General features: G+C 30.0%; 15 protein-coding genes. 4 read left to right on the top strand and 11 right to left on the bottom strand.

The window, feature by feature from the left end; all coding sequences use genetic code 11:
• Nucleotides 1-5: 5 nt before the first annotated feature.
• From C820_RS10635 to C820_RS10660, 6 genes are all read right to left on the bottom strand, one after another.
• Nucleotides 6-227, bottom strand: coding sequence for a FeoA family protein (locus tag C820_RS10635; protein WP_004034038.1), 222 nt, complete (start codon nucleotides 225-227; stop codon nucleotides 6-8).
• Between the two features lie 20 nt (nucleotides 228-247).
• Nucleotides 248-457, bottom strand: a complete 210-nt coding sequence (locus tag C820_RS10640; protein WP_004034037.1) for a FeoA family protein — start codon at nucleotides 455-457, stop codon at nucleotides 248-250.
• Between the two features lie 358 nt (nucleotides 458-815).
• On the bottom strand, nucleotides 816-1,349 hold the full coding sequence (locus tag C820_RS10645) for a folate family ECF transporter S component (RefSeq protein WP_004034036.1): 534 nt from the start codon (nucleotides 1,347-1,349) through the stop codon (nucleotides 816-818).
• A 106-nt stretch (nucleotides 1,350-1,455) separates the two neighbouring features.
• Nucleotides 1,456-2,250: a sirohydrochlorin cobaltochelatase gene (locus tag C820_RS10650; protein WP_004034035.1), complete on the bottom strand. Its 795-nt coding sequence runs from the start codon at nucleotides 2,248-2,250 to the stop codon at nucleotides 1,456-1,458.
• 63 nt (nucleotides 2,251-2,313) lie between these two features.
• The gene (pyrE, locus tag C820_RS10655; protein WP_004034034.1) at nucleotides 2,314-2,979 is read right to left on the bottom strand and encodes an orotate phosphoribosyltransferase; all 666 of its coding nucleotides are present in this window, start codon (nucleotides 2,977-2,979) and stop codon (nucleotides 2,314-2,316) included.
• Between the two features lie 18 nt (nucleotides 2,980-2,997).
• The gene (locus C820_RS10660; RefSeq protein WP_004034033.1) at nucleotides 2,998-3,960 is read right to left on the bottom strand and encodes a dihydroorotate dehydrogenase; all 963 of its coding nucleotides are present in this window, start codon (nucleotides 3,958-3,960) and stop codon (nucleotides 2,998-3,000) included.
• A 406-nt stretch (nucleotides 3,961-4,366) separates the two neighbouring features.
• Here C820_RS10660 and C820_RS10665 point away from each other — a divergent pair, with 406 nt between their 5' ends.
• Entirely contained in the window at nucleotides 4,367-4,630 is a 264-nt protein-coding gene (locus tag C820_RS10665) for a hypothetical protein (RefSeq protein ID WP_156801385.1), read from the top strand.
• A gap of 66 nt (nucleotides 4,631-4,696) precedes the next feature.
• Here the strand turns inward: C820_RS10665 and C820_RS10670 are convergent, their stop codons facing one another.
• Nucleotides 4,697-9,232, bottom strand: a complete 4,536-nt coding sequence (locus C820_RS10670) for a PDDEXK-like endonuclease domain-containing protein (protein WP_004034031.1) — start codon at nucleotides 9,230-9,232, stop codon at nucleotides 4,697-4,699.
• A gap of 576 nt (nucleotides 9,233-9,808) precedes the next feature.
• On the opposite strand from C820_RS10670, the gene C820_RS10675 reads away from it, so the two are divergent.
• Both C820_RS10675 and C820_RS10680 read left to right on the top strand, forming a co-directional pair.
• Nucleotides 9,809-13,801, top strand: coding sequence for an S-layer homology domain-containing protein (locus C820_RS10675; protein WP_251855592.1), 3,993 nt, complete (start codon nucleotides 9,809-9,811; stop codon nucleotides 13,799-13,801).
• 522 nt (nucleotides 13,802-14,323) lie between these two features.
• Nucleotides 14,324-15,973 carry a methyl-accepting chemotaxis protein gene (locus tag C820_RS10680; protein ID WP_004034027.1) on the top strand — a complete coding sequence of 550 codons (1,650 nt, stop codon included), beginning with the start codon at nucleotides 14,324-14,326 and terminating at the stop codon, nucleotides 15,971-15,973.
• 152 nt (nucleotides 15,974-16,125) lie between these two features.
• Here C820_RS10680 and C820_RS10685 read toward each other — a convergent pair whose 3' ends face one another.
• From C820_RS10685 to C820_RS10695, 3 genes are all read right to left on the bottom strand, one after another.
• Nucleotides 16,126-16,899 carry a dihydroorotate dehydrogenase electron transfer subunit gene (locus C820_RS10685; RefSeq protein ID WP_004034025.1) on the bottom strand — a complete coding sequence of 258 codons (774 nt, stop codon included), beginning with the start codon at nucleotides 16,897-16,899 and terminating at the stop codon, nucleotides 16,126-16,128.
• Nucleotides 16,900-16,911: 12 nt separating this feature from the next.
• Entirely contained in the window at nucleotides 16,912-17,856 is a 945-nt protein-coding gene (gene pyrF, locus C820_RS10690) for an orotidine-5'-phosphate decarboxylase (RefSeq protein WP_004034023.1), read from the bottom strand.
• 330 nt (nucleotides 17,857-18,186) lie between these two features.
• Nucleotides 18,187-18,444, bottom strand: coding sequence for a hypothetical protein (locus C820_RS10695; RefSeq protein ID WP_004034021.1), 258 nt, complete (start codon nucleotides 18,442-18,444; stop codon nucleotides 18,187-18,189).
• Between the two features lie 558 nt (nucleotides 18,445-19,002).
• Here C820_RS10695 and C820_RS10700 point away from each other — a divergent pair.
• Nucleotides 19,003-22,560 (top strand): S-layer homology domain-containing protein, encoded by a 3,558-nt coding sequence (locus tag C820_RS10700; protein WP_004034019.1) that lies wholly within the window; start codon nucleotides 19,003-19,005, stop codon nucleotides 22,558-22,560.
• Between the two features lie 62 nt (nucleotides 22,561-22,622).
• Here the strand turns inward: C820_RS10700 and C820_RS10705 are convergent, their stop codons facing one another.
• Nucleotides 22,623-24,116: a hypothetical protein gene (locus C820_RS10705; RefSeq protein ID WP_004034017.1), complete on the bottom strand. Its 1,494-nt coding sequence runs from the start codon at nucleotides 24,114-24,116 to the stop codon at nucleotides 22,623-22,625.
• Nucleotides 24,117-24,527: the final 411 nt, after the last annotated feature.

Raw genomic sequence — 24,527 nt, forward strand, 5'->3', positions numbered from 1 at the left:
TTTACTCATACAATTAAAATCATTTCTGCATCTGATTTCCTTAATGAAAGCTCGTATCCTCTTACCATTACTTCTATAGGATCACCTAAAGGTGCTACTTTTCTAACGAATATTTCTGTATTCTTTGTAATTCCCATATCCATAATTCTTCTTTTTATTACACTATTTCCTGTTAGTTTTTGTACAATAACAGTTTCACCTATTTTTACATCTCTCAGTGTTTTCAAATTCCATTTCCTCCTTATTATTAAACTATAATTTTATTTGCTATAGATTTATCAATAGCAACACGAGTTTCTTTTATTTTTACAATAATATTATCATGTATTCGAGATATAATTATAATTTCATTTCCTTCCTGAAACCCTAGATTTTTTAAAAATTGTTTTGTATCTCCTTTTCCATTAATCTTCTTTATAAATTGTATCACACCAATTTCAGCCATTATTAAAGGCATATTAAACATCTCCTTTTATACAAAGATAATTTTCATTACTTTATTATTATAAATATAAATTCAATATAATTTATATTATTTATAGCTAACTATAAATTAAGTTTACACTAGCTAATAATATTTGTCAAGAACTAATATAAAATAATTATGTATATCATTTAATAAATTAACAAGTATAATTTTATGTCAATTATATTTATTAACTTATTTATATACAGATATATTGATAGTTGAAGTATAATTTCAAGAAAACTATTATCAAATAGAAATTGACATTTTTAAAGTATATTAAGAAATACATATTATAAAAAAATAAGGAAGTAAATACTTTGAAAGTATTTACTTCCTTATTCAATTACTAATAGATACGATTACTAATCATATTATATTGTGATAAACATTTTGTTACAACATACAACATTATCACATTGATAGGATATTGTAAAATTGCTTTATAAATACGTGGAATTACAAACAAAGAAGAACCATATAAAATAGAAAGCCATAATGGAGATAATATTAAAGTAATAATAATGGTATATAATAATACTGCCCCTGCAATCCTTACTAAAGTAATTGGCTTACGATATAGTAACAATCCAAATAAATATCCTACAACAAAAGCACTAATTGTAAAGCCAAAGAAATATCCGTCTCCTGTTGGTTTTGTAATAAATCCTACAATATCACCTACTGCTCCTGCAATACCCCCAATCATTGAGCCATATAACATACCACATACAGCAATAGGTAAAAAAGAAATACCAATTCTTAAACTATTTCCAATCATAACATTAAAATAATTTAATATGACATTAAGAGCAATAAACATAGCGACACCAGTTAAAACTCTTGGTTGTTTTAAAGTTTCCACAACATTTTCTTTTTTCATAAATAATTCCTTTCTTAAATATATATTTGTAGAAATATAACATATTTTATCAATAAAAGCAATATGTTATTTCGAAATAAACATAATATATATCAATATGTATTAGTTAAAACTTATTTTCTATAGCACTTTTAATATGCTCTATAAATATATTACGAATTTCTTCATATTCTCCTAAACCTTTTAAAATTGTTTTGACAGAATAACCTTGAGATAGTATTTTAGTTTTCCATGTATTTTCTCCATCTCCACAAATATCATTATTAGCATGATCACCTGCCACAATCATAAATGGTGTAATATAAATGGTATGTATGTATCTTGTTTTTAATTTCTCAAGAATAGTTTCTACATTTGGGTATCCTTCTACCGTTCCTACTAATATATTATTATATCCATTTGCAGTAAAACGATAGTCTAATGCAGCATAAGAAGCATCAGCAAAATGCTCTGTACCATGTCCTACTAAAATAAGAATATCTTTTTCTTGTAAATAAGAATTCTCCTTTATAATAGCTTTTACTACTTTATCATAGTCTTTTGAAGAAGATAATAAAGGAGTTCCATATATTATATTATTAATTGATTTTTCATAAGGCTTTATCATATTTATCATTTTTTCATATTCTATACCAGGCATAATATGTGTTGGCTGACAAATGACAGTAGTATACCCTTCTTTTATAATTTCTTCTAAAGCTTCTTTTATTGTATTAATTTTAATATTCTCTTTCTCTTGAAGTTTATTTATAATAAATTGACTAGTAAAAGCACGATATACTTTATAGTCTGTATAAGTATGTGCTACTGCTTCTTCAATAACTTTTATTGTTTTTTCCATTGTGTGTATATAGCTTGTACCAAAGCTTATCACAAGAATTGCTTTTTTATCTATTTTCAAAAAAATTCCTCCAAGTTTTTATTATTTTTTGATATTTATAAATAAACTTTTAAAAAAATTTTTTTATTCTAAAATACAATATTGAGCCATATATTTCTTCATTAATTCTAATACATTACTATATTCTTCTTGTTCTTCTAAATAATTATAAATATCTTTTACAGAAATAATAGAATGTACTCTAATTCCAAATTCTTCGCTTACTTCCATAATTGCAGTTTTTCCTTTAATTTTTCCTACTTCACAACGATTTACAGAAATAAACATATCAGTAACGTTTACATTTGCTGCACTTTTTAAAACAGGCATCGTTTCACGTATTGCTGTTCCAGCAGTAATAACGTCTTCTATAATAATTACATTATCTCCATCTTTTGGTTGATAACCAACTAAGTTTCCTCCTTCTCCATGGTCTTTTTCTTCTTTTCTATTAAAAAAGTAAGGTTTATCTATATTATATTCTGTTGCAAGAGAAACTGCTGTTGTTGTTACTAAAGGAATGCCTTTATATGCAGGACCAAACATACAATCAAAATTATTATCACAAGTTTCTTTTATTAATCTAGCGTAAAATTTGCCTAAATTTGCAATTTGATTTCCTGTTTTATAATTGCCTGTATTTATAAAATAAGGTGTTAAACGTCCACTTTTTGTTTTAAATTCTCCAAAACGCAATACATTTGATTTTATCATAAATTCAATGAACTCTTTTTTAGTATCTGTCAACATACTAATCCCCCTTTTTATTTAATCTATAATCCCTCTAATATCTTTTATATCTTTTATATTATGACATTCCATATATTTTTCAATACCTTCTATTATCTCCATAGTAATCATAGGGTTAGAGAAATTTGCCGTTCCAACTGCTATTGCTGTCGCTCCAGCCATAATAAATTCTATAGCATCTTCGCTATTAGAAATTCCCCCCATTCCAATAATAGGTACATCAACAGCTTTTGATACTTGATATACCATACGCACTGCTACAGGTTTAATAGCTGGTCCAGAATAACCCCCTATTTTATTTGCTAAGACAGCTTTTCTCTTATAAATATCAATTTTCATTCCTTGTAATGTATTGATAAGTGATAAAGCATCTGCTCCTCCATATACAGCTGCCTTTGCAATTTCTGTGATATCTGTCACATTAGGAGTTAATTTTACAATTAAAGGCTGCTTTGCATATTTTTTAACTTCTGAAACAACTTTTTGTACCATTTTAGCATCTGTTCCAAAAGTAATACCACCTTCTGTCACATTTGGACAAGAAATATTTAATTCTAGTAAATCAATGTCTTGATTTGAAAATTTTTCTGCTACTTGACAATATTGTTCTATGGTATGTCCGCATATATTTACAATAATTCTAGTGTCATATTGTCGTAAAAATGGGATATCATTTTCTATAAAACATTCTGCTCCTAAATTTTGTAGACCAACAGAATTTAACATACCACCATATGTTTCTGCAATTCGTGGCGTATCATTTCCTTTCCATGGTATGCTTGCAACACCCTTTACTGTTATTGCTCCTAACTTATTTAAATTTATGAATTCTTTAAATTCTTTGCCAGAACCAAATGTTCCTGATGCTGTTGTAACTGGATTTTTCATAGTAATACCAGAGATATTTATTGATAAATTTTTATTTTTTTTAAGTGTTTGTTCCTTTATGTTTTTATGTAATGTTGAAAAGTCATTTTCCATTACTTTCTCTCCTTTTATATGCTATAGTTTTTAAATTATAGCATATAAATATATTTTATTCAATGTTTCTTGTTCGTTTTTAAGTGTATTATAAAAGTATTTTTGGTTTAGTGTTTTTTAGTTTGTGAATTTTGTTTTGGGAAGTGGTTTTTAAAAAATATTTAATACAATTTTTAAATATAATATTTATTGTAATATAAGTGTAATCGGGTAGAAAGAACGACAAAGTGCAAGAATGAAAAATAGTTCAGTGTACTATTAAGATAAAGAAAAACTAAGGAGGTTTATATTATGATTTTTATTATTTTCATCACAATTATTATAGCAGCATTTATTATACATAAGTTCCATTATAACACTAATGCAATCGTGGTTGTGGTTGTAGGTTGTAATTGCTTTAGCCATTATGGGTTTTAGCTGGTACATTTCTTCTACAGAGAAAGGCAAAAGAGTAGTAAAAGACTTTACAAGTAATGTTTCTGGAGGTATTCCCAGACAGGTAAAAGTTTATGACATCAATGGAGAATTGATAGAAGAATACGAAGGAACATTCGACATAGAGACAAACCATCCATATCAGTACACCTCTGTTACTTCATTTTGTTCTACCATCATACTTTTTGCCGTTTGTTCATCCGCCTGGCTAAAAACTTTTTTATTGTTGTTTTAAAAGTATAGAGCATATAATATTTATATGCTCTATTACTATGTTTAAAATGAATTTCCTTTATTTCTCTTATATTTGTTTAGTTTCTTTTTCCCATTCATGTACTAGAAAAGCAGCTCTTTTTTGTATTTTTTGCAACAGTGTTTTATCTTCTTCTATCACTTTATTTGTATTATCTTGTTCAGGCATAATTCCTAATTGTGTTAAACTTGATATTACATGCTTTATTGTTTCTATAGGATTATTAAAATATTCACTGTTTCTAATATGTATGAAATTCCATCCTACTCTTTCTAACACTGCTTCTTTTTCCATATTAGAGAGTATCTCTTTTTCATGTTGTTCTTCTCCATCACATTCTATAGCTACTTTTTTATCACCATAAACAACTGCTAAGCCAATTCTATATCCTCCTACTTCATATTGTTTTAAAATATAATATCCTTGTTTTGCTAAAGCATCTATAACAGAAGTTTCAAAAGAAGAATTCTTTTCTACTTTATTATTATGTTTAAAATTATCTATACCTTCTGCATACTCTATTAAATTTCTTCTTATATCATCTATTTCTAACTCTTGTTTAACATCAAAAGAATGAACTATCCATAATTGATTTTTTGCTCTGCTAACCGCTACATTATACATTTGTTTTGTAGATTTATTTGTATCATTTTTATGCAAAATTACAAAGTTTTCTTTATCATAACTATCTACCATTGAAATAAACACAATATCTCTTTCATTATTTTGAAAACAACATACATCGCCACATAATATTTTTCTGTGTTCATATGTTTCAGGTGAAATTTTCTGAAAAGCAATTTGTCTAATTAAATTTGCTTGTTCTATACCTAATAGTGAAATAGCACCAAATGTCATATTGTCATATTCTGGCTGTTCCATACATGCTATCATAAATGCAACAATATTTCTTGCTTCTTTTATATTTCTCCTTTTATCATCACATTTTCCTTTTGCATAATGTGATATAACATGTGGTTTTGTAAAAATATTGCAATTATCTCTTAAAAGCTCTAATTTATTATTATAACACAAACGATTATTATATCCAATAATATCTTGTATACATTTAATGTGTTCCCTTAACATAAGTATCTTAAATGTGGTTTTTGCAATATCATATAAAGAATATTTTGTATTATAAATATGCTCATTTAATAGTTCGCCGTTCATATATGAATGAAGCAAATTTTCATTTTTCGCTATGTTTTCATCATTACTATATAATCCAATTTGCTCATCATCTCCTATAATAATCAGTTTTTTTGCAACATGAAACATTGCTAAAGAAGACACATCACATTGATTTGCTTCGTCAATAATAGCTATATCAAATTTATTTTGTTTTATATCCAATTCCTTTAAAGCTTGATTAGTAGACATAATCCAAGCAGGTACAATATATTGATATTGTACTATCAATTTTTTTATTTCTTCTTTATCTAATGATGCAGATGCAATGCTCTGCTTCCATTGCTGTAAACATTGCTTTTGTTTTTTGTTCTTTTCTAAATTAAGCAAAATAGAATACCAAGCTTTACTTTCTATAAGTTTTGTAGTTACATTTTGTAATTTTGCACTTAAACTACTCTCTTCTTTTCGTAACTGTTCAAAAGGCTGTTCTATAATGTCATTAAGCATAATGGAAAGTTGTTTCCAATTCCAAGCACCCTCTACATTTTCAGGACATTCAGATGCTCCATGTATACCTGTACGATATTGTATTGCAGTTGCCCATTCTGAGGCATCAACTGCAATTTTTTCTAAAATACGTCCTCTTCTTTCATAATCATCAAACTTATTATGAGCTGTACGTAATTCTTCATAATGTTTACGATATTTTTCTATATCTTTCTCTTGTAAAGCAGAAAGTATTGCATTACAAATACTAGATTTTGCAAATTTTTCAGATTGTAATAATGCCATTGTTTCATCTACAATAGTAACATGACTTGATAATTTTATACCTAACAACTCAGCTATAGAAATATATTGAGGTAAAAATTTATAAATTAAGTCCATATCATATTTTGCTTCTTCTATAGGTGAACTTATTTCATCTGCAATTTCAAAACAAGCAGGTGATAAACCACATTCTAAAGCAATATTTTTAACAGGCTGATATACTGTTTGATACCAGTTTAAACATTCTTCTATTTTTTCTACTACTTCAATTCCTTTTCTTTCAGGTTCTAGCCCTAGTGTATAAAAAAATTCTCCGCCTTCTTCTTCTATCAATTCTATCCATAATTCTTCAATTTCATTTCTTTTTAATTCCATATATATTGTTGCTATTAATACTTCACAGTCATCTGCCTTAGAAATATATTTATCATTTACTTTAAGAGTTTCATATAATTCTTTCCAATCTTTATGTATAAAAAATGAAAGTCCTCCTATCTTTTTACCTTTTTTTAGCATTTCCTGTAACTTTTGTAATATTTCTATACTTTTATAAGAAATATATTCCTTAGCAATATCAACATCTTTTCTAAGTGTTTTTTCTACACTATAATCATGATAATCATAAGCATCTTCAATTGCTTCAATTAAATCTTTCCATTTCTTTTCACTATTATCTTTCTTTTTCCCTGCAAATACTGCAGATAATTGCCATTGTGAATATTTTCTAATACTATATTCGCTAAATATTTTTTTTATCTGTTTAACTTTCTCAATATCTAAACTTGTATAAAGTGGACTATCACCTATCTGAGCAATATTATGTTCAAAATCAATACTAATTCTATTTCTAACTTTACTTTTTAGTTGTAATAATTCCGCTGTATAACCATTTCGTTCTGTTATAACACTTTCAAATGCTTCTGGAGGCATTATATCTCTTGGTTCCGGTAAATGAAATTCCAATTCCAACTCTTGTTTCTGTGTAACAACAGCATTTGTTTGGTATAAAAACTCTAATGCTTCTTTTGAAACAGGAAGTGATTTATGTAATGTGATTTTTCCAGGTATATAAGACAGCTCTTCTCTATTTTCACATACAAAATCCGCTACCTCTCTTACACTATAATTTTCTCCATTTAATGTAATTGTTTCATATTCTCTTTGTTGTATATGATATATTTCATTTCTAATTTCACTCAAGCGACTCAATATTTCTTTTCTTTGCCTTTGAAGCATTCCTTCTTCTCCAAGCATATCTTCTGAAGTATGTTTTAAACTAAATTTTATTATAGTGTCAATAGAACGTTCTATTTCTGTTATATCATTTTCTGAACTAGAAATACATAAATCTTGCAATTCTTTTGCAATTTTTTGTTTTATTTCTAAAAGTGTTTTTTGTGTAGGACTTGTTATTAATACCTTTTTACCTTGTGACAAAAAATGTTCCGTTAAATTTGCTATAATATGTGCTTTTTCTGTTCCTGGAGGTGATTGTACTAATATAGTATTATGCTTTTCTATATTTCTAGCAATATCCATTTGTTCTTTGCTTGCCTTTTTTGAAAACAATATTGTTTCACTTTCCCCTTTTAATTCAGAAAGTGTTGGTTTTTCTATTTTTATTTCTGATGAAACAACATCTTCTTTCATTAAATCCAATAAATTATCTGGCACTTTTCCTGTTTGTTCCATATCATCAATCACTGCATCTAATGACTGCAATATGTCGTTTTCTATTGTTCTAATAAATAAAACAGGTCTATTATATACTACTATGTTATTTTCTGTATTAACTACTTGTTTAATATCTTTATAATATACACTAGGTGAACCTATTTGTTTCGTCAAATTTTCTAAAAAAGAATCTGTATCTGCTTCTTCAAATAATTTATGACAATCTTCTAAAAAATAACGCGTATTTGCTTTATCTAATGGTTGATAATTATTTTCATCTAAATCTTTTACTAATGTTTCTATAATTTCTTCATTCATAATTTCTAAATTTTTCAAAAGTTTCACATTTAATTGAGATTTTGTATCTGTATCTATCACACGAATTACATTATCTTTTATATCAAATGTCATTAACACTTTTTTTAATAATATAGGATAAAATATATTATTTTCATTTTGTTGATATTCTAATATGCCCTGTCCTATCATTAATTCAAATGATTGAGAATTCTGTTTTAAAAATTCATATTGGTTCCACAAATTTCTAAAAAATTCATCTACTTTTTCTGGCTTCTTTTGTTTTGCCAAATCTTTTACCCAATCTGCCCTTTTTTGCATCCAATCATAAAGTTCCTTTTGATGTTCTACATTACCAAAAAACTCTTGAAAAGTAACTGTTTTTCCATTTTGTATTATTTTGTCTTTAAAGGTTAATTGATTACTTGCCACTTTCCAATCTAAAGATATCCATGGTTCTAAATAAGCAGGTATTTTTGGACATGGATCTAATTCTGGTTTTATTACCTCCAATATTACATTTTTTTCTATATCATCTGTATTTGATGTATCTAAAAATGGACATTTTATATATTGAGTATGTATTGGTATTTCGTCCAAAAATTGGTGCCAACTTTCTTTTTTTATATCTATCATAACATTATTTTTTGAAGCATATACCTCTCTAATATATTGAAATAAATTAATTGCTTTTTCTGTAGTATTCAATAACCCCACCAACTTCCATTTAATTTTATTTCCATTATAAACGATATAATACTTACTAGCAACAATAAAACATTCAAATAAAAATTATTATATACTTTTCAAAAATTAAAGTTATTGATAATTTAATATATATTATGAAATGTTTATACAAACTATACAAAAAATAGTATTAAAATGAATATAAAAGTTTGAAAAATGCTGTTATATAAAGAATAAAAAGATTTTAGTAAAATTAAAGAAAAAAGTAAAATTTTGAATTGAAAAATGATATGAAAAAACATAGAAATTCTGGTGAATTATATGACATAAATTTCCAAAAAGTATACTTTTTGAGAAAATAGTTTTTTTTCACTTTTTGTAAATTTTCAAAAATTTTCTTGGACATTTTAAATAAATTGTGTTATAGTATAGGCATAAAAATTTATAACAAATGTATCTTTTTGGAAGCAGGGCAAATCCTCCAAAAAGTATACCTTTTGGGACAACATAAATTTTTATAATTACATAAAGAGAGGAGGGCAAACTCTCTATTACAACGCTAAAAAAGTTTATTTTTATTAAGGAGGAATTTTAGAAATGAAGAAGTATCAAGCAGTAGCATTTTTGCTGTCAACAGCAATGACAGTAAGCAGTGTAGCTCCTGTATTTGGAGCATCTAATGACATTTTTGGCCACTGGGCAGAGTTTACAATTACAAAATGGCAAAATGAGGGTAGAATTGGCGGTTATGAAGACGGCACATTCAAACCAGACAGAGCAATTACAAGAGCAGAATTTGTAAGATTGTTAAATAGTGCAGCACCAACAGCATTTACTTCTAGTGCATCTATTAACTTTAGTGATGTAAAAGAAAGTGACTGGTTCTATGCTGATGTAGCAAAAGTAGTAGGTGGTAGAGTAGCAAGTGGTTTCGAAGATGGTACATTCAGACCAGGCGAAACAGTAACAAGAATGCAAGCAGCAGTATTTATTTGCAATGCAAAAGGTTTAACACCAAATGAAGCATCAGCAAATAACTTTACAGATGCAGCTTCTATACCAGCATGGGCAAAAGGTGCAGTAGGAGCAGCAGTTGCAGCAGGTTACTTAAGCGGTTACCCTGATGGTAGCTTTGGTGGTAGCAAAGGCATGACAAGAGCAGAAGCTGTTTCTACATTAGATAGAGTATTAGGTGGCGGCAGCACAACAACTACACCATCAGGTGAAATTGACACAACTGATAGAGATAACACTAGCACAGAAGATAACAGAACAGCTGCCGCTGGTAACATGGTATGGACTAGCGGCGGTGGTGGCGGCGGAAGCAGCAAAGGTTCTAGCTCCTCCAGTTCTAGCGACAAAGACAAAAAAACACACAATGTAACTATTCGTTCTCAATCTGATGCAGATGACTACGAAGGTAAAACATTGACAGGTACTACAACAATTTATCCAGATAACGGCTTGAAATTAAATGACATTAGATTTAAAGGTGATGTTGATATTAAAGTACAAAGCGATGCAGTAGTAGCAAGTGCTTATGCTGATAGTGATGTGGCAGTAGCTGCAGCATATACTGCAAAAATTAACATTTTCTTTGAAGGAAAAACAAGTGTAAGTGGTATTATTACAGTAGTAGAAAACAATGTCCCAAGTTCTCAAGTAGTAATCACAACAAGCACTCCAAGAAAATTAGCTGCAACTGTTATGGCAAAAGTTGCAACTGCAATCAAAAACTTTACTATAGACAGTGCTGAAGCAACTGCTCCATTGGAAGTAGCAGAAGGTGCAAGTGTAGGCACAGTAGAATTAGGTAAAGAGGCAAGCCTTGAAGTTGCAGAAAATGCAGATGGCGTTAACAAAGTGAATGTAACAGGCGATGCAAAAGACATCGTATTGAATGGCGAAGGTAGCACAGATATCGCTGTAAGAAACGGTGCAAGTGTTGAAAATGTAGCAGTAAATGGTAGTGTAGAAGCAAGTGTTGCTGTAAACGGAAACGCTACAGTGGACAATGTAAAAGTAAGCGATAGTGCAAGTGCTGACGTTGCTGTAAAAGATAGTGCTACAGTAGGAAAAGTAGAACTTTCTGATACAGCTACAGCTAAAGTAGATGTTGCAGCGGATACAAAAGTGGATACAATTACATCTACATCTACAGCTAAAGGCTCAGAAGTTACAGGTGAAGGTACTGTAAACAAAATTGAAGCTACAGACAAGAGTACTATAGATACTTCTAATTCTGGTGATAATATCCCTGATGTATCTGAAAAACCAGTTGAACCTACACCAGATCCTACACCAGACCCAGAACCACCAGTAGAAGAAACAGCAAAAATTACACCAGAAACAAAAGAAATTACAGCAAGTGCAAAAGATCAAACAGTTGCATTTACAGCAACAGGATTTGCAGCAGACGCTACAATAGAATGGTCTGTAGAAGTAGGAACAGTAAAAGGTGCTACTATTGCAGCAAATGATACAGATAAAGCAAAAGCTACATTAACAATACCTGCAAATGCACCAGCAGGAACAGTTACAGTAACAGCTAAAGCAGGTACTGTAACAGCTACAGCAACTGTAACAGTAAAAGCAGCAGATGAAACACCAGGAGTAGACAAAACAGAGTTAACTGCTGCAATTACAGCTGCAACAGAAGCAAAAGGAGCTGTAATAACAACTGACGCTGATGATGGTTCTGATGTAGCACCAAACCAATACTGGGTAACAAAAGAAGTTATGACTGTTTTTGAAAACGCAATTACAACCGCACAAAATGTAGCTGCTAAAACTGATGCAACACAAGCTGAAGTAGATACAGCAGTAAGTGACTTAACAGCAGCACAAAAAACTTTTGAAGATGCAAAAGAACTTGGTAAACTAGCAGGTTTAGACGCATTAAAAGCAATGGTTCCTACTGCAAAAACATTACATGACGATACACAACTAAGTACAAGTGGAAATGGTAAAGATGTAGCAGTAGGTACAAAATGGGCAACAACAGAACAAAAAGCTGATTTTAAAGCTGTAATTGATGCGGCACAAACTTTAATAGACAATAACAGTACAGACGATACAGCAATAAATGAAGCAATAGAAAATTTAACAGCAGCACAAAAAACTTTTGAAGATGCTGTAGCAGCACAAGATGGTAAGAAAGTAATAGCGATAGGTGTAACAGGCCTTCCAGAAGCAGCAGATGTAAAAGAAGGAGCAACATTAGCTGATTTGATTGCAGATCTTGATGTTAAAACTGGAGATACTGGATATACTGTAAATGGTGCTTGGAAAGATGAGCAAGGTTCAGATATAAATAGTTTTGCAGAAAATGATACAATTTACTTAGTACTTACTTTTGCACCAGCAGAAGGTTATGCTCTTAACACTACTATTTCTACAGTAGAAGGTGCTGCAGAAGCAGAAAAAGTTTCTGGTACTGCAGACGAGTTCGTATTTAAAGTAGCATATACAGTACAAACAGGATCAATAAAAACAGATGTAACAGCAGCAGATGCAGTAGCAGGTGCTGGAGAACTTAAAGCAGGAACAGCTGGAACAAAAGCATACACAATAGAATTAACAGGTGCAACAGTTAAAGATGCTAATATTGCTGATATAAAAGTAAAAGTTGGTAATACTGAATTAGGTACAGATGCTAGTACAACAACAGCATTAAAAGCAGCAGTAACAGGAACAGGTTCTACTATTACAGTAACATTTACAGCTGATGCAAGTACAGTAGCAGGAAATGAAACATTTACAATAGACATTCCAGAAACAGCATTGACTATAGCTGATACACACCAATATCCAACAGCAGGACTTTCAAAAGATATTGCAGTAACTGTTGCTACAAAAGGTGGATCAACAAAAACAGATATAACAATAGGTGATGCAGAAGAAGCAGATGCTACTGTTAAACTTGTAGCAGGAACAGCTGGAACAAAAGCATACACAATAGAATTAACAGGTGCAACAGTTAAAGATGCTAATATTGCTGATATAAAAGTAAAAGTTGGTAATACTGAATTAGGTACAGGTGCTAGTACAACAACAGCATTAAAAGCAGTAGTAACAGGAACAGGTTCTACTATTACAGTAACATTTACAGCTGATACAAACACAGTAAAAGGAACTGAAACATTTACTGTAGAAATTCCATCAACAGCAGTAACTATAACAGATACTGATGCAAATCAGTTCCCAACTACAGACCCCGTTACAAAAGATATTGAAGTAACTGTTTTGGGTAAAATAGGAGCAGATGATTTAGGAGATTTAGCTGTAACAGTACCAACATCAAGTGACAGTGATGCTACAGTTAATGTAACAGAAGCTACCAATACTACTTTAAGTGGAACTCCTAAGTGGAAAGAAACTTCAGTTAATGGAAGTGATGCTGGAAGCTTTGCAACAGGTACCACATATTATGCAACAATTACATTGACACCAACTACAGGCTATGTTTTTGATGAAACAGCAAATGTTTTTGATAGTATTAATGTTGGTACTGGTGTGACAGTAAGCAATGTAGAAGTAGATGCAAGTGGAAATTTAGTAATTCAAGTAAGTGCAGAAGTTACAGAATAATAAAACCATACTATAATGGTTCGTGTCCAAATGGTGAAACATTGATACAAAAATTTTCTTAAAAAAACAAAACATTGATAAGGTAATAGCTTTGCCCTATAATATAAAGCTACTCACACAAAGCATTTACATTGTCCCGAGAGTAAATGCTACATATAAAACAAATATATTGTTCTATTGCTGCTCCTCTAATGAGGAGAGGATAATATATATTGTTTCAGCTCTGTTCTTGTTAACTCTAGAACAGAGCATTTTTTATGATATAATATTAGTCCCCTACCCCATTGTATAATTATTGAATTTTTAAAAAACGAAATTTACTAAATTTACAGTTTAATACTTATAAAAATTGTGTAAGATTAATAAACTTTATCCTTGTAATTTTGTATAAAATCATATAATATATATACTAGTGGTTTTATTGTTTTGTTGCAGTAAAAGTCAAAATCTAAACACATTATTTTATCAATTTTAAACATCTGATGATGTGGAGAGTAACTCATACTATAGGGGGGGAAAAAAATGAGCTATTTTCAGAAAAAAGAAAATAAAATACAGAGAATAGGCTATAAAGCTGGAAAATTAGTAGCATGGATGTTAGTGATTAACATTATAATTATTGTTGGATTATGTACATTTATGTCTCGTAATCTTTCTATGGAAATGCTTCAAAACGAATGTATTGGTGGAACAAATATGCTTGCCTATTATTTAGAAAATTCACCAGATATTGAAGACAAAACAAAATTATTAGACGATTTAAAAAAACAAACAGGTTATGAATTTACTATTTTTGACGGTGATGTGAGAGCGTATACTACTGTTGAACAAAATGGAAAACGTGTTACAGGGACAAAAATGGCTTCTGAAGTGATTGATACTGTAATAAAACAAAGACAGCCTTATGTTGGTCCAACTGATATAGTTGGTATCAAACACGTCTGTTCTTATATTCCTATTACATATTCAGATGGAACACAAGGCACTATATTTGCTGGTATTCCTGAAACAAAAGCTAAAGCACATCTCAATATTACAATTATAATTGCTTGTATTACTGGTTTTATTCTAATTTTAATTAGTATTATGATATTGACAGTTTATTTAAAGCGTGCTGTTTCTTATCCTCTTTCTAAATTGACAGATGTAGCAAAAACAATGGAACGAGGAGAATTGAATTTTGAACAAAAAGATTTGAATACACAGTCTCATGACGAAATTGGTATATTAGCTCATAGCTTTGAAAGTACAAGAATTCGTTTAAAAGATTACATAGGAGAAATTTCTACTGTATTGGAAGAACTATCAAAAGGCAATTTAACAATAGCTACTGCACAAAATTATATAGGAGATTTTATTTCTATAAAACAGTCATTAAATGATATTATAGAACGTTTAAACAGTACTATGACTCAAATTGTAGAAAGTGCTGACCAGGTTTCAAGTGGCTCAGAGCAAATGGCAATCGCTGCTAACTCATTAAGTCAAGGAGCGGTGGAACAAGCAAGTGCTATAGAAGATTTAGAAGGAACAATCACTAATATTTCTAGTCATATAGAAGAAAGTGCTAAAAATGCCGAATTTGCTAATAAACAAGCAAATGAAATCGGTATTCAAATAGAAGAAAGTAACCAAAAAATGAAAAAAATGATACAAGCAATAGAAGAAATTAATGATAGTTCCAATGAAATTGGAAAAATTATTAAAACGATTGAAGATATTGCTTTTCAAACAAATATACTTGCATTAAATGCTTCTGTAGAGGCAGCTCGTGCTGGTGCTGCTGGAAAAGGGTTTGCTGTTGTGGCAAATGAAGTAAGAAATTTAGCCGAAAAAAGTGCAGATGCTTCTAAATCTACTACAATGTTAATAGAACGTTCTGTTTTAGCAGTAAAAAATGGTACAAAAATTGCAAATGAAACTGCAGAACAGCTTTCCTCTGTAGTGTCTGACACTAATAATATTATAAATACAGTTGGTATTATAGCAAATAATTCTCGTGAAGAAGCAGACTCTATTTCTCAAGTGCAACAACAAATCAATCAGATTTCAAGTGTAGTACAGACAAATTCAGCTACTGCTGAAGAAAGTGCTGCTACTAGTCAACAACTTAGTGAACAATCAAAAGTTTTAAAGCATCTTATTAGTGTATTTCACTTAAACAAAAAATAATAAAGATTTTTAATTAAAACCCGCTTAACAAAGCGGGTTTTATAATAATAAAAATGGCTCTATTTTTCAGTAAATAAAAATAGAGCCAAAAATAACATAATTTGTATTTTTTTGATATAAATTACCATAAAATAAAATTAATAAAAAAATTATTATTCATTCCAAATTATTTCATTTCCCCAAAATACAGGGCCATCTTTACAAACTTTTAAATTTTCCCAATCGTTTGCATCTTTCTTTTTTATTTTAATTGCACAGCCTACACATGCTCCAATACCACAAGCCATTCTTTCTTCCATAGATACTTGTATTGGTATCTTTACTTGCTCAGCCCACTCAGAAACAGCTTTTAACATTACTTTAGGGCCACACGAATATATCATATCAGCTTTTGGTTGTTCTTTTTGTATAGCATCTAATACAGTGCCATGTATACCATGACTTCCATCGTCTGTTGCCACAGTAACATTTGCTCCTATTTTTTGAAATTCCTCTACAAGTATAGGAGTTGATTTCGCACCAACAAAAATATGTACATTTCCTTGTAATGTTTTCGCTAATTCTAGCATAGGTGGTGCTCCAATACCTCCTCCTATTAAAACGTGATTATTACAACTTTTATCAATAGAAAATCCATTCCCTAAAGCTCCTAAAATTTTAATGTTACTTTTCTCTTTTAATGTACTAAAATATTGTGTTCCTTTTCCCACTACTTGATATAATAAACGAAGCGTTCCTTCCTTTTTATTAATTTCACATAAACTAATAGGACGAGGTAAAATCATTTCACTTCTTCCTGTATATATATTAATAAATTGTCCTGCTTTGGCTAAATTTGCAATTTCTGGTGCAAAAAGTACCATATTATAAATATTATTTATATAACATTCATTTTTTATTATTGTTGCTTGTTCTATTTTTTTCATTTTATTTCCCCTTTATCGTACACGATTTAAGTCATTACGCATATCTATTACAGCTTGTCGAGATGCCTGTGCAAAATCTTGTTCTGAAAAATTATTACTATATTTTTCATTTTTATATGCTGCAATAATGCCACGAGAAGAATTTACAATAGCACCAATTCCATTCTTATCAAAACAAACAGATAAGTCTTCTGCTGTACCACCTTGTGCTCCATAACCTGGTACTAAAAAAAACGTATGAGGTAATCTTTCTCTTAATTCTTTTGCCTGTTTTGAATGTGTTGCACCAACAACAGCACCTACAGAAGAATACCCATATTTTCCTCTTAAAGAAATACCCCATTGTTCTGTTAACTCCCCTACCCTTTCATATAATTTGATACCACCTATATCTAAATCTTGTAACTGTCCACTATTTTTATTAGAAGTCTTCACTAATACAAATATTCCTCTCTCATAATTTTTACAATTTTCAATATAAGGTTCTATAGAGTCCCAACCAAGATAAGGATTTAATGTAATAAAGTCTTCTTTATAAATTTCAAATTCCTTTTTATCTACTTTCACTTTGCCAATGTGTCCATCAGAATAAGCTTCTGCTGTAGAAGCTATATCACTTCTTTTAATATCTCCAATTACAACAAGTCCCATTTTTTTTGCATAAGCAATTGTTTTAATATAACAAGCAATTCCCTCTGCCCCGTATTGTTCATACATAGCAATTTGTGGCTTTACAGCAGGTATTATATCATATGTAGCATCTATAATTGCCTTATTAAACTGCCAAAATGCTTCCATAGCACCAGCAGGTGTTTTTTCAAATTTGTCATACGCTTTTTGTTTTATAAAATTAGGAATATATTCTAAACGAGGGTCTAACCCTACCACAGTAGGATTATTTGTTTGTTTTATTTTTTCTATGAGTGTATCAATCATTATATTATTATTGATTGGCATTTTATTTTCTCTCCTTTATTATTACTATGATTTAAAAAATTATAACATAAAAATATATTTTATACAATATTTGCAAATTATACAAAGTAATAATATTTAAAAATTATAAGAAAAATTCAAAAAATATCAATTTTAATAAAAAATAACACAAAATTTAGACAACTAATAAAATTAAAATAAAGTAAAAGAAAATAGATTTAAAATTGAAAGCATATTTATTTAATATATAAATTAATACCACCAAATAAACTGGTGGCATTATATTCATTTTACATAGATTTGCTACTTTTTATATTTGTAAATATTTGAAACATTATCAATGTATATATTTTAAATCTTTACTGGCATTACATTTACTCCTGACTTTTTTCTTAATTCATATTCTTTTATTATTTTGTTTACATCAGTTACTGTCATATTAACTACACTTGATATTTCTTGCAATTCATAACCTTTATTATACATTGTAATCAATATTTCTATTTTTTGATTTTTCGCACCAGCCTTCATACCATCATTAAAACTTTTTTCTTTATCTATTTTTGATTTTAAATCAATTACCCTATTTAAAAACACATCATTTATCATAAATATATAACTCCTTTATAATATAGTTTCAATTTTGTTTCACAAAACAGTAAAAATTCTTGTTTCATATAATTATCGTAATTTTTATAAAAAAGTTTATAATTTACATTGTTTTTATTTGTATACATTTTTAATACACAATTTTTATACAAATATTAAAAAATAAAATAAAATTATTAAAAAATTTTTTAATAAATCGTTATTTTTATACATAAAAATACGATATTATTATTGTCAAAAATAAAAATAAATTATACAATAAGTATATAAATATGCCCAATTTACTATGTAAAATATTGTTCACATTTTGAAATATAGTCAGTGGTAATTGTAATATTTTACTCAGATTGTCAAACATCAGGTGCTATATTATTGTTTTTTGTGGGCAATGATAGAACACTTATACAAAAACAGGCTGAGCCTGTTTTTGTAAGGAAAACGTAGTTTTTCCTTACAGTATCAAGTAGTATTATTACTTTGATTTAATTGACAATTTGAGTAAATATTGTAATATTTTACTATATTTTATTTTACATTATATTAAAGGAGTGATTTATTATGAAAAAATGGGTAGCTTACCTATTAGCAGGAGCAATGGTATCTTCCACTACAACTGCATGGGCAAGCAATTACACAGACATAGGAGGTCATTGGGCAGAAAGTGCTATCATGACATGGAGTGATAGAAATGTGTTGAGTGGTTATAATGACTTATTTCGCCCAAATGACATCATAACAAGAGGAGAAATGGCTGTAATACTGGATAGAATTATGTATTACACACAAAAACAGCAAAATACATTTTCAGACCTAGACCAAGCATTTTACACAGAGCCTATACTAAAAGCGGCAAAAGCAGGAGTATTAGCAGAAACAAGTGGTTTAGTAAGACCAAAAGAAGCTATGGCAAGACAAGACGCTGTTGTTATGTTAGCAAAAGCATTAGGTATTGCACCTGTAGAAGGTAGTACAAATTTTACAGATGATGCACAAATTTCAAGTCAAGCAAAAGGATATATATTAGGCATGAAACAAAATGGCTATGTCAGTGGTTCTACTGATGGAGCATTTCACCCTAATGACCCTATTTCTCGTGCGGAAGTAGTAACATTGTTAAGTAGTTCTATAGATAATGTTATAACAGAAAATACAACAAGTGCTTCTAGCAATGGAAAAGATGTCATTATCAATACTCCTAATGTTACACTAGAAAATACAGTAATAGATAAAGATTTGATATTAGCAGAAGGTATAGGTGAAGGGGACGTTACATTAGAAAATATTACAGTAAAAGGCTCTCTTATTGTAAGAGGTGGAGGTATTCATACTGTAAAATTAAAAAATTCTAATGTAAGTAATCTTTCTATTGAAAAAAAAGCAGCACCTGTAAGAGTATTGACAGAAAGCAGTAATGTTACAAAAACAAATGTCACTACATCATCTATATTAGAAGGAAACTTCAATACAGTTACTGTATCTGCTCCAACAGATGTTACAGTAAGAGGAGCAATAGAAACAATGGAAGTTTCTGCAAAAGCTAATTTACAAACAGAAGGCACAGCAACAGTAAAAAATGTAAATATTACTGCAAATGGTGCAAATACTGTTGTAAAAGGTACAGGTAAAGTCGAAAATGTACAAATTGCTGGGGAAAATGTTTCTGTAGAAACACCAAATACTAATGTAACTGTAGCTCAAACTGTAGCACAAGCAAAAGTAAATGGTCAAACTGTAAAAGGTGGCACACAAACAAAAACATCTTCTTCAGCAGGTAATTCAAGTAATAAGACATCTTCTTCCAGCAGCGGAAATAAGCCTTCTTCTAGTGGCGGAAGCGGAAGTAGACCATCTGGTGGTGGAAGCTCTGGCGGAAGTTCCAGCGGTAGCACAACACAGAAAAAAATTACAATTAAAAATGTAGAGTCAGTAAGCAACAGTCTTGTTAGAGTAACATTGAGCGATGCAACAAAACAGCCTTTAAAACAAAGTGATTTTAGTATCATTTGTACAGGTGGCGGCTCTAATATGACAATACTCAATGTTAGAACAAAAGATAATAAAGTTTATGATATAACAACAACATATTATAAAGATAATACTTATAACTTGCAGGTAACAATAGATGGAAAATATGTTGATAAAGACTTTGTTGTAAAATATGACTGTGCTGAATTGACATCTACTGAAACAAAGAGAACAAGCGAAACAGCAGCAGAATTTTATTATGTTTCTGATATGCCAGGTACATTATATTATGGTTTAGTAAAAAATACTCCTGTATTAGCAGCTTATGAAAATGAAGCAGGAGAAAAAGTCTCTGCAAGAAGTGTTTTACCAGATGGAACACAACCATCAGCAGAACAATTAATATCATCAGGCACAACAAGTAATATGTCAGTTGGATTAAATAAAGTAAATATTTCAGGATTAGAAAAAGATACTGCTTACACACTATATTATGTGGCAGTAGATGTTGATGATAGAATAACACCAGTAAAACAAATTGCTATTAGTGCAGAGGCTCCTGCAAAGCCAAAACCACCTACAAAACCTAGTAATCCATCTGAGTCAGAAAGTTATGAAATAGAAAGTGTTGTACCACATTTCAATGAAAAAGGTGGCTTATGGGACGAAAATTATTGGTATACAGTAACATTTGATAAAGCTGTAAAAGAAAAGCTTGAATTAAAGAATTTTGAATTAACTTGTCCTGCTCAGGCCAATTTACATTTAGGTAGAGTACAAAAAATAGATGATAAAACATATAATGTATATTCACAAGTAGGATATGTTCCAAATGATGGAAACACATTAACTATGCACGTTACATTTTCAAATGGAACAAAAGTACAAAATAAATTTTATTTTGATACTAAAGTACCAGATTTAAAAACAAGTCTTTCTATAGAGCGTGTTGGTGAAGATAAAATCAATGTAAAATTTAAACCAGACAAAGATGGTGTTCTTTATTATAAACTTTATAATAATGACGACTACGATTTTGATAATATTGCAACAAAAAGCCCAGATGATGTTTATGAAAATGGTACACCTGTAGAATTAAAAGCTAGTGTTTATGTAACTTTAGAAAATATTCCAGCAACAGCAGGGCAAAGATTTTGTTATGCTACAGAATTACCATCAGGACAAAGACAAGGAAATTTAGTTTGTGGTAAACTAATAGAAACTTATCCAACAGCAACTGACCCTGATAATCCAGACGATACTAATCCCGATAATAGTCCAGTGAAGATTACAGAGATAAAAGTAGTATTTGTAGAGGGTGCTTATTATGACTATCAGCAAATCTATTTATATTTTGATAAGCTAATGGATATAATGGAAATTCCTATTGATGATGAAAATATACAAATTGTTGGTTTTGAAGATGAAAAAGTTATGTCATCATATATATCAGGAGAAGCAGACCCAGAAAATCCTAATGCAGATATTAAAGGAATGATATTAAACTTTAATTCACCTATGTCAGGTTCACCAACATTAATTCCAGAAGGAACATATGAAATTATATTGCCATTACTTCCTGAAGGTAGCGGTATTTTAAGTTATGAATTTCAAATTGGTAGCGACTACCAAACACCTGAGTCAGAGCCTGAACCAAATCCAGAGCCTGAACCTACCCCTGATGAAAACGTTAATCCTAGTAACACAGTTACAAAAGCAGTAAGTAATTTTATAAAACCAAGCAATAGCACTGTAAGCAATAGCAGCAGTAACAGTACTGAGGTAAAAGACAATTCTAATAGCACTAGTAATGCTGATGTAAAAGATAACTCCGATAACACTAGCGATACTGACACAAATGATACTTCTGATAGTGCTAGTGACGCTGATACAACAGATAACACTGATAGCACTAACGATACTGACACAAATGATGTTGCTGATGTGAAAGATGACACTGATACAAATGACGTTGCTGACGTGAAAGATGACACTGATACAAATGATGTTGCTGATGTGAAAGATGACACTGATGCAAATGACGTTGCTGATGTGAAAAATGACACTGATGTAAATGACGTTGCTAATACAAAAGAAGATACTAATTCAAAAGAAAACTCTGACAGCAGCGACACAGAAACAGAAATCTAACATGACACACAAAAAGACTTAGGAACATTCCTAAGTCTTTTTATATTAATTATGTTATATGATTAAGCATTTTTTGTAAATAAATTACCTTTTGTTGTTGTATAGTGTTCTACAGACTGCAATGACATATTCATATGAATTGCTTTTTCATTGACTAAACTTTTTTCAAAATCTACCAGACCAGCAAAATATTTTTGAAATGTAGTATCTGTGTCTTTATAGCCGTTTAAATAGCTGTTTGTGGTATCTTTTTCAAAAAAATTCAACCAATAAGAAGCATTATTTTTATAACGATAAGCACCATATATAGATTGAGAAGAAGCCTTTTCTGCACCATACTCTGCACCTTTTATCATTGCCTGTAAAATATCGTCACTTTGATGATAGTGCTGCATTGTTTGATTATATACGTCCCACACTACATCTCTGTTTAAAGCAGAAAAACCTATATTGTCCCCTTCTACAGCATTTTCCTTTCTTTTTTCACTTAGATTTTTATCCATACTATCTAAAAAATCATTCATAAAATTATTCATTACTTTTTGTATCGTTTTTGACATGGCATCACTAAGCATATCCTCTTTTAATAAAATATCTGTTTTCATAGCAAGCATAGCAAAATCAAAGCCAATATGTGCTTCGTCCATTTTAAACACATTACTTTCCATATTACTTGGTTTTTCTATATCAGAAAGAGAAGAAACATATTGTCCTAATGCTTCTAAATCTTTTAATGTATATTGTGGTGAATTTTCTTTTTGTGATGCTGTTGTTGTGCTATCTGCACTATTTTGACGCAATATAGAAGCAATATAAGCATCATCATCTAAAAGCCATTTATCTTCTGTATTTTCTATCTGCTTCAATGTAGTTGATGTAGTATCTTCTGTTAAAACCTCACGGTATTGTTCTATTTTTGTTTTTATGCCACTTAATACTGAAGTACGTATTTTTTCTGTTTCCCCACTGATGCCTTTTTGTTCCAAATAAGAACCAACTATGCCAGCATAACCTTCTGCAATACTATCTGCTGCTTTTTGGTAAACTTGTTGCAATTTTTCAAGCTGCTGTTGTTGTACATCTCCAGAAGTTGTATTTTTAATTTTATATTCTACAGCAGCATAACGAGAAGCCAAATAATCTACTTTTCTATTAAAATCATCTTCTTTTATGGTATAAGCTGGTTTATTCGCATCAAAACCAATGCCCATAAAATCAAATGATAATGAAGACCAATTTATATCTTTTTGAATACCATTTGTTTGAAGTTCCTTTTCGAATTGCTGTAAAACCTCATCACTAGGGTCAGGGTGTTGCAATTTGTCAACACTTACCTCTTCATAAATATTAAAACTCCCTTTTAAATTCCATTGTTTCATAATAGCATCTTTTTTAGTGTAGTCATTGTTAGAAGCAAAAATTGATGTTGTATTTAAAACGCCCCCACAATTACCGCTGCCATTACTAACATATTTTGTATTCATTGTATTAGCATAAGAAAATTGTGTTAAACGATAGTTTGCTGAAATAGCGGCGTTGTTTGAAATTGCTATCATAAAAATCCCCTCCAAATATCACTATATTTTTGTCAAAAGTTAATATTTATTTTCACTACCTTCCCTTATTTACTTCTCTTTTGTTATAATTGTGATATCGTCAAATTATGTCAAAAAATAAGTGTGTTATAGTAAATATTGTAAATTATTTCAAAACATTAAAAAGAGGTATCATTTTGATACCTCTTTTCCAATGCTTGGGCAAAAGCATTATTTTTTTTCCGCTCAATTTTCTATAACATTGGGACAAATCATTTTATTATTTTTTTGTTTATTTTTATTAAAGCACTGTACTATTCTTTTTCTCTCTAATTAGAATAGTATGTTCTAAAGCGGCAACTTTAGACTTTTGCACTTCTGCCTATGCAGTAGCAGTTGTGCAGGCTCGTGCCAAAACCTACTACTAATTAT

The organism is Clostridium sp. MD294, from assembly GCF_000364165.2.
Classification (GTDB): Bacteria; Bacillota; Clostridia; order Lachnospirales; family Anaerotignaceae; genus Coprocola.

Excerpts from the sequence above, each read along its gene's own strand:
- C820_RS10640 (WP_004034037.1), bottom strand. The coding sequence starts at position 457 with ATGCCTTTAATAATGGCTGAAATTGGTGTGATACAATTTATAAAGAAG.
- C820_RS10645 (WP_004034036.1), bottom strand. The coding sequence starts at position 1,349 with ATGAAAAAAGAAAATGTTGTGGAAACTTTAAAACAACCAAGAGTTTTA.
- pyrE (WP_004034034.1), bottom strand. The coding sequence starts at position 2,979 with ATGTTGACAGATACTAAAAAAGAGTTCATTGAATTTATGATAAAATCA.
- C820_RS10660 (WP_004034033.1), bottom strand. The coding sequence starts at position 3,960 with ATGGAAAATGACTTTTCAACATTACATAAAAACATAAAGGAACAAACA.
- C820_RS10665 (WP_156801385.1), top strand. The coding sequence starts at position 4,367 with ATGGGTTTTAGCTGGTACATTTCTTCTACAGAGAAAGGCAAAAGAGTA.
- C820_RS10675 (WP_251855592.1), top strand. The coding sequence starts at position 9,809 with ATGAAGAAGTATCAAGCAGTAGCATTTTTGCTGTCAACAGCAATGACA.
- C820_RS10680 (WP_004034027.1), top strand. The coding sequence starts at position 14,324 with ATGAGCTATTTTCAGAAAAAAGAAAATAAAATACAGAGAATAGGCTAT.
- C820_RS10685 (WP_004034025.1), bottom strand. The coding sequence starts at position 16,899 with ATGAAAAAAATAGAACAAGCAACAATAATAAAAAATGAATGTTATATA.
- pyrF (WP_004034023.1), bottom strand. The coding sequence starts at position 17,856 with ATGCCAATCAATAATAATATAATGATTGATACACTCATAGAAAAAATA.
- C820_RS10695 (WP_004034021.1), bottom strand. The coding sequence starts at position 18,444 with ATGATAAATGATGTGTTTTTAAATAGGGTAATTGATTTAAAATCAAAA.
- C820_RS10700 (WP_004034019.1), top strand. The coding sequence starts at position 19,003 with ATGAAAAAATGGGTAGCTTACCTATTAGCAGGAGCAATGGTATCTTCC.
- C820_RS10705 (WP_004034017.1), bottom strand. The coding sequence starts at position 24,116 with ATGATAGCAATTTCAAACAACGCCGCTATTTCAGCAAACTATCGTTTA.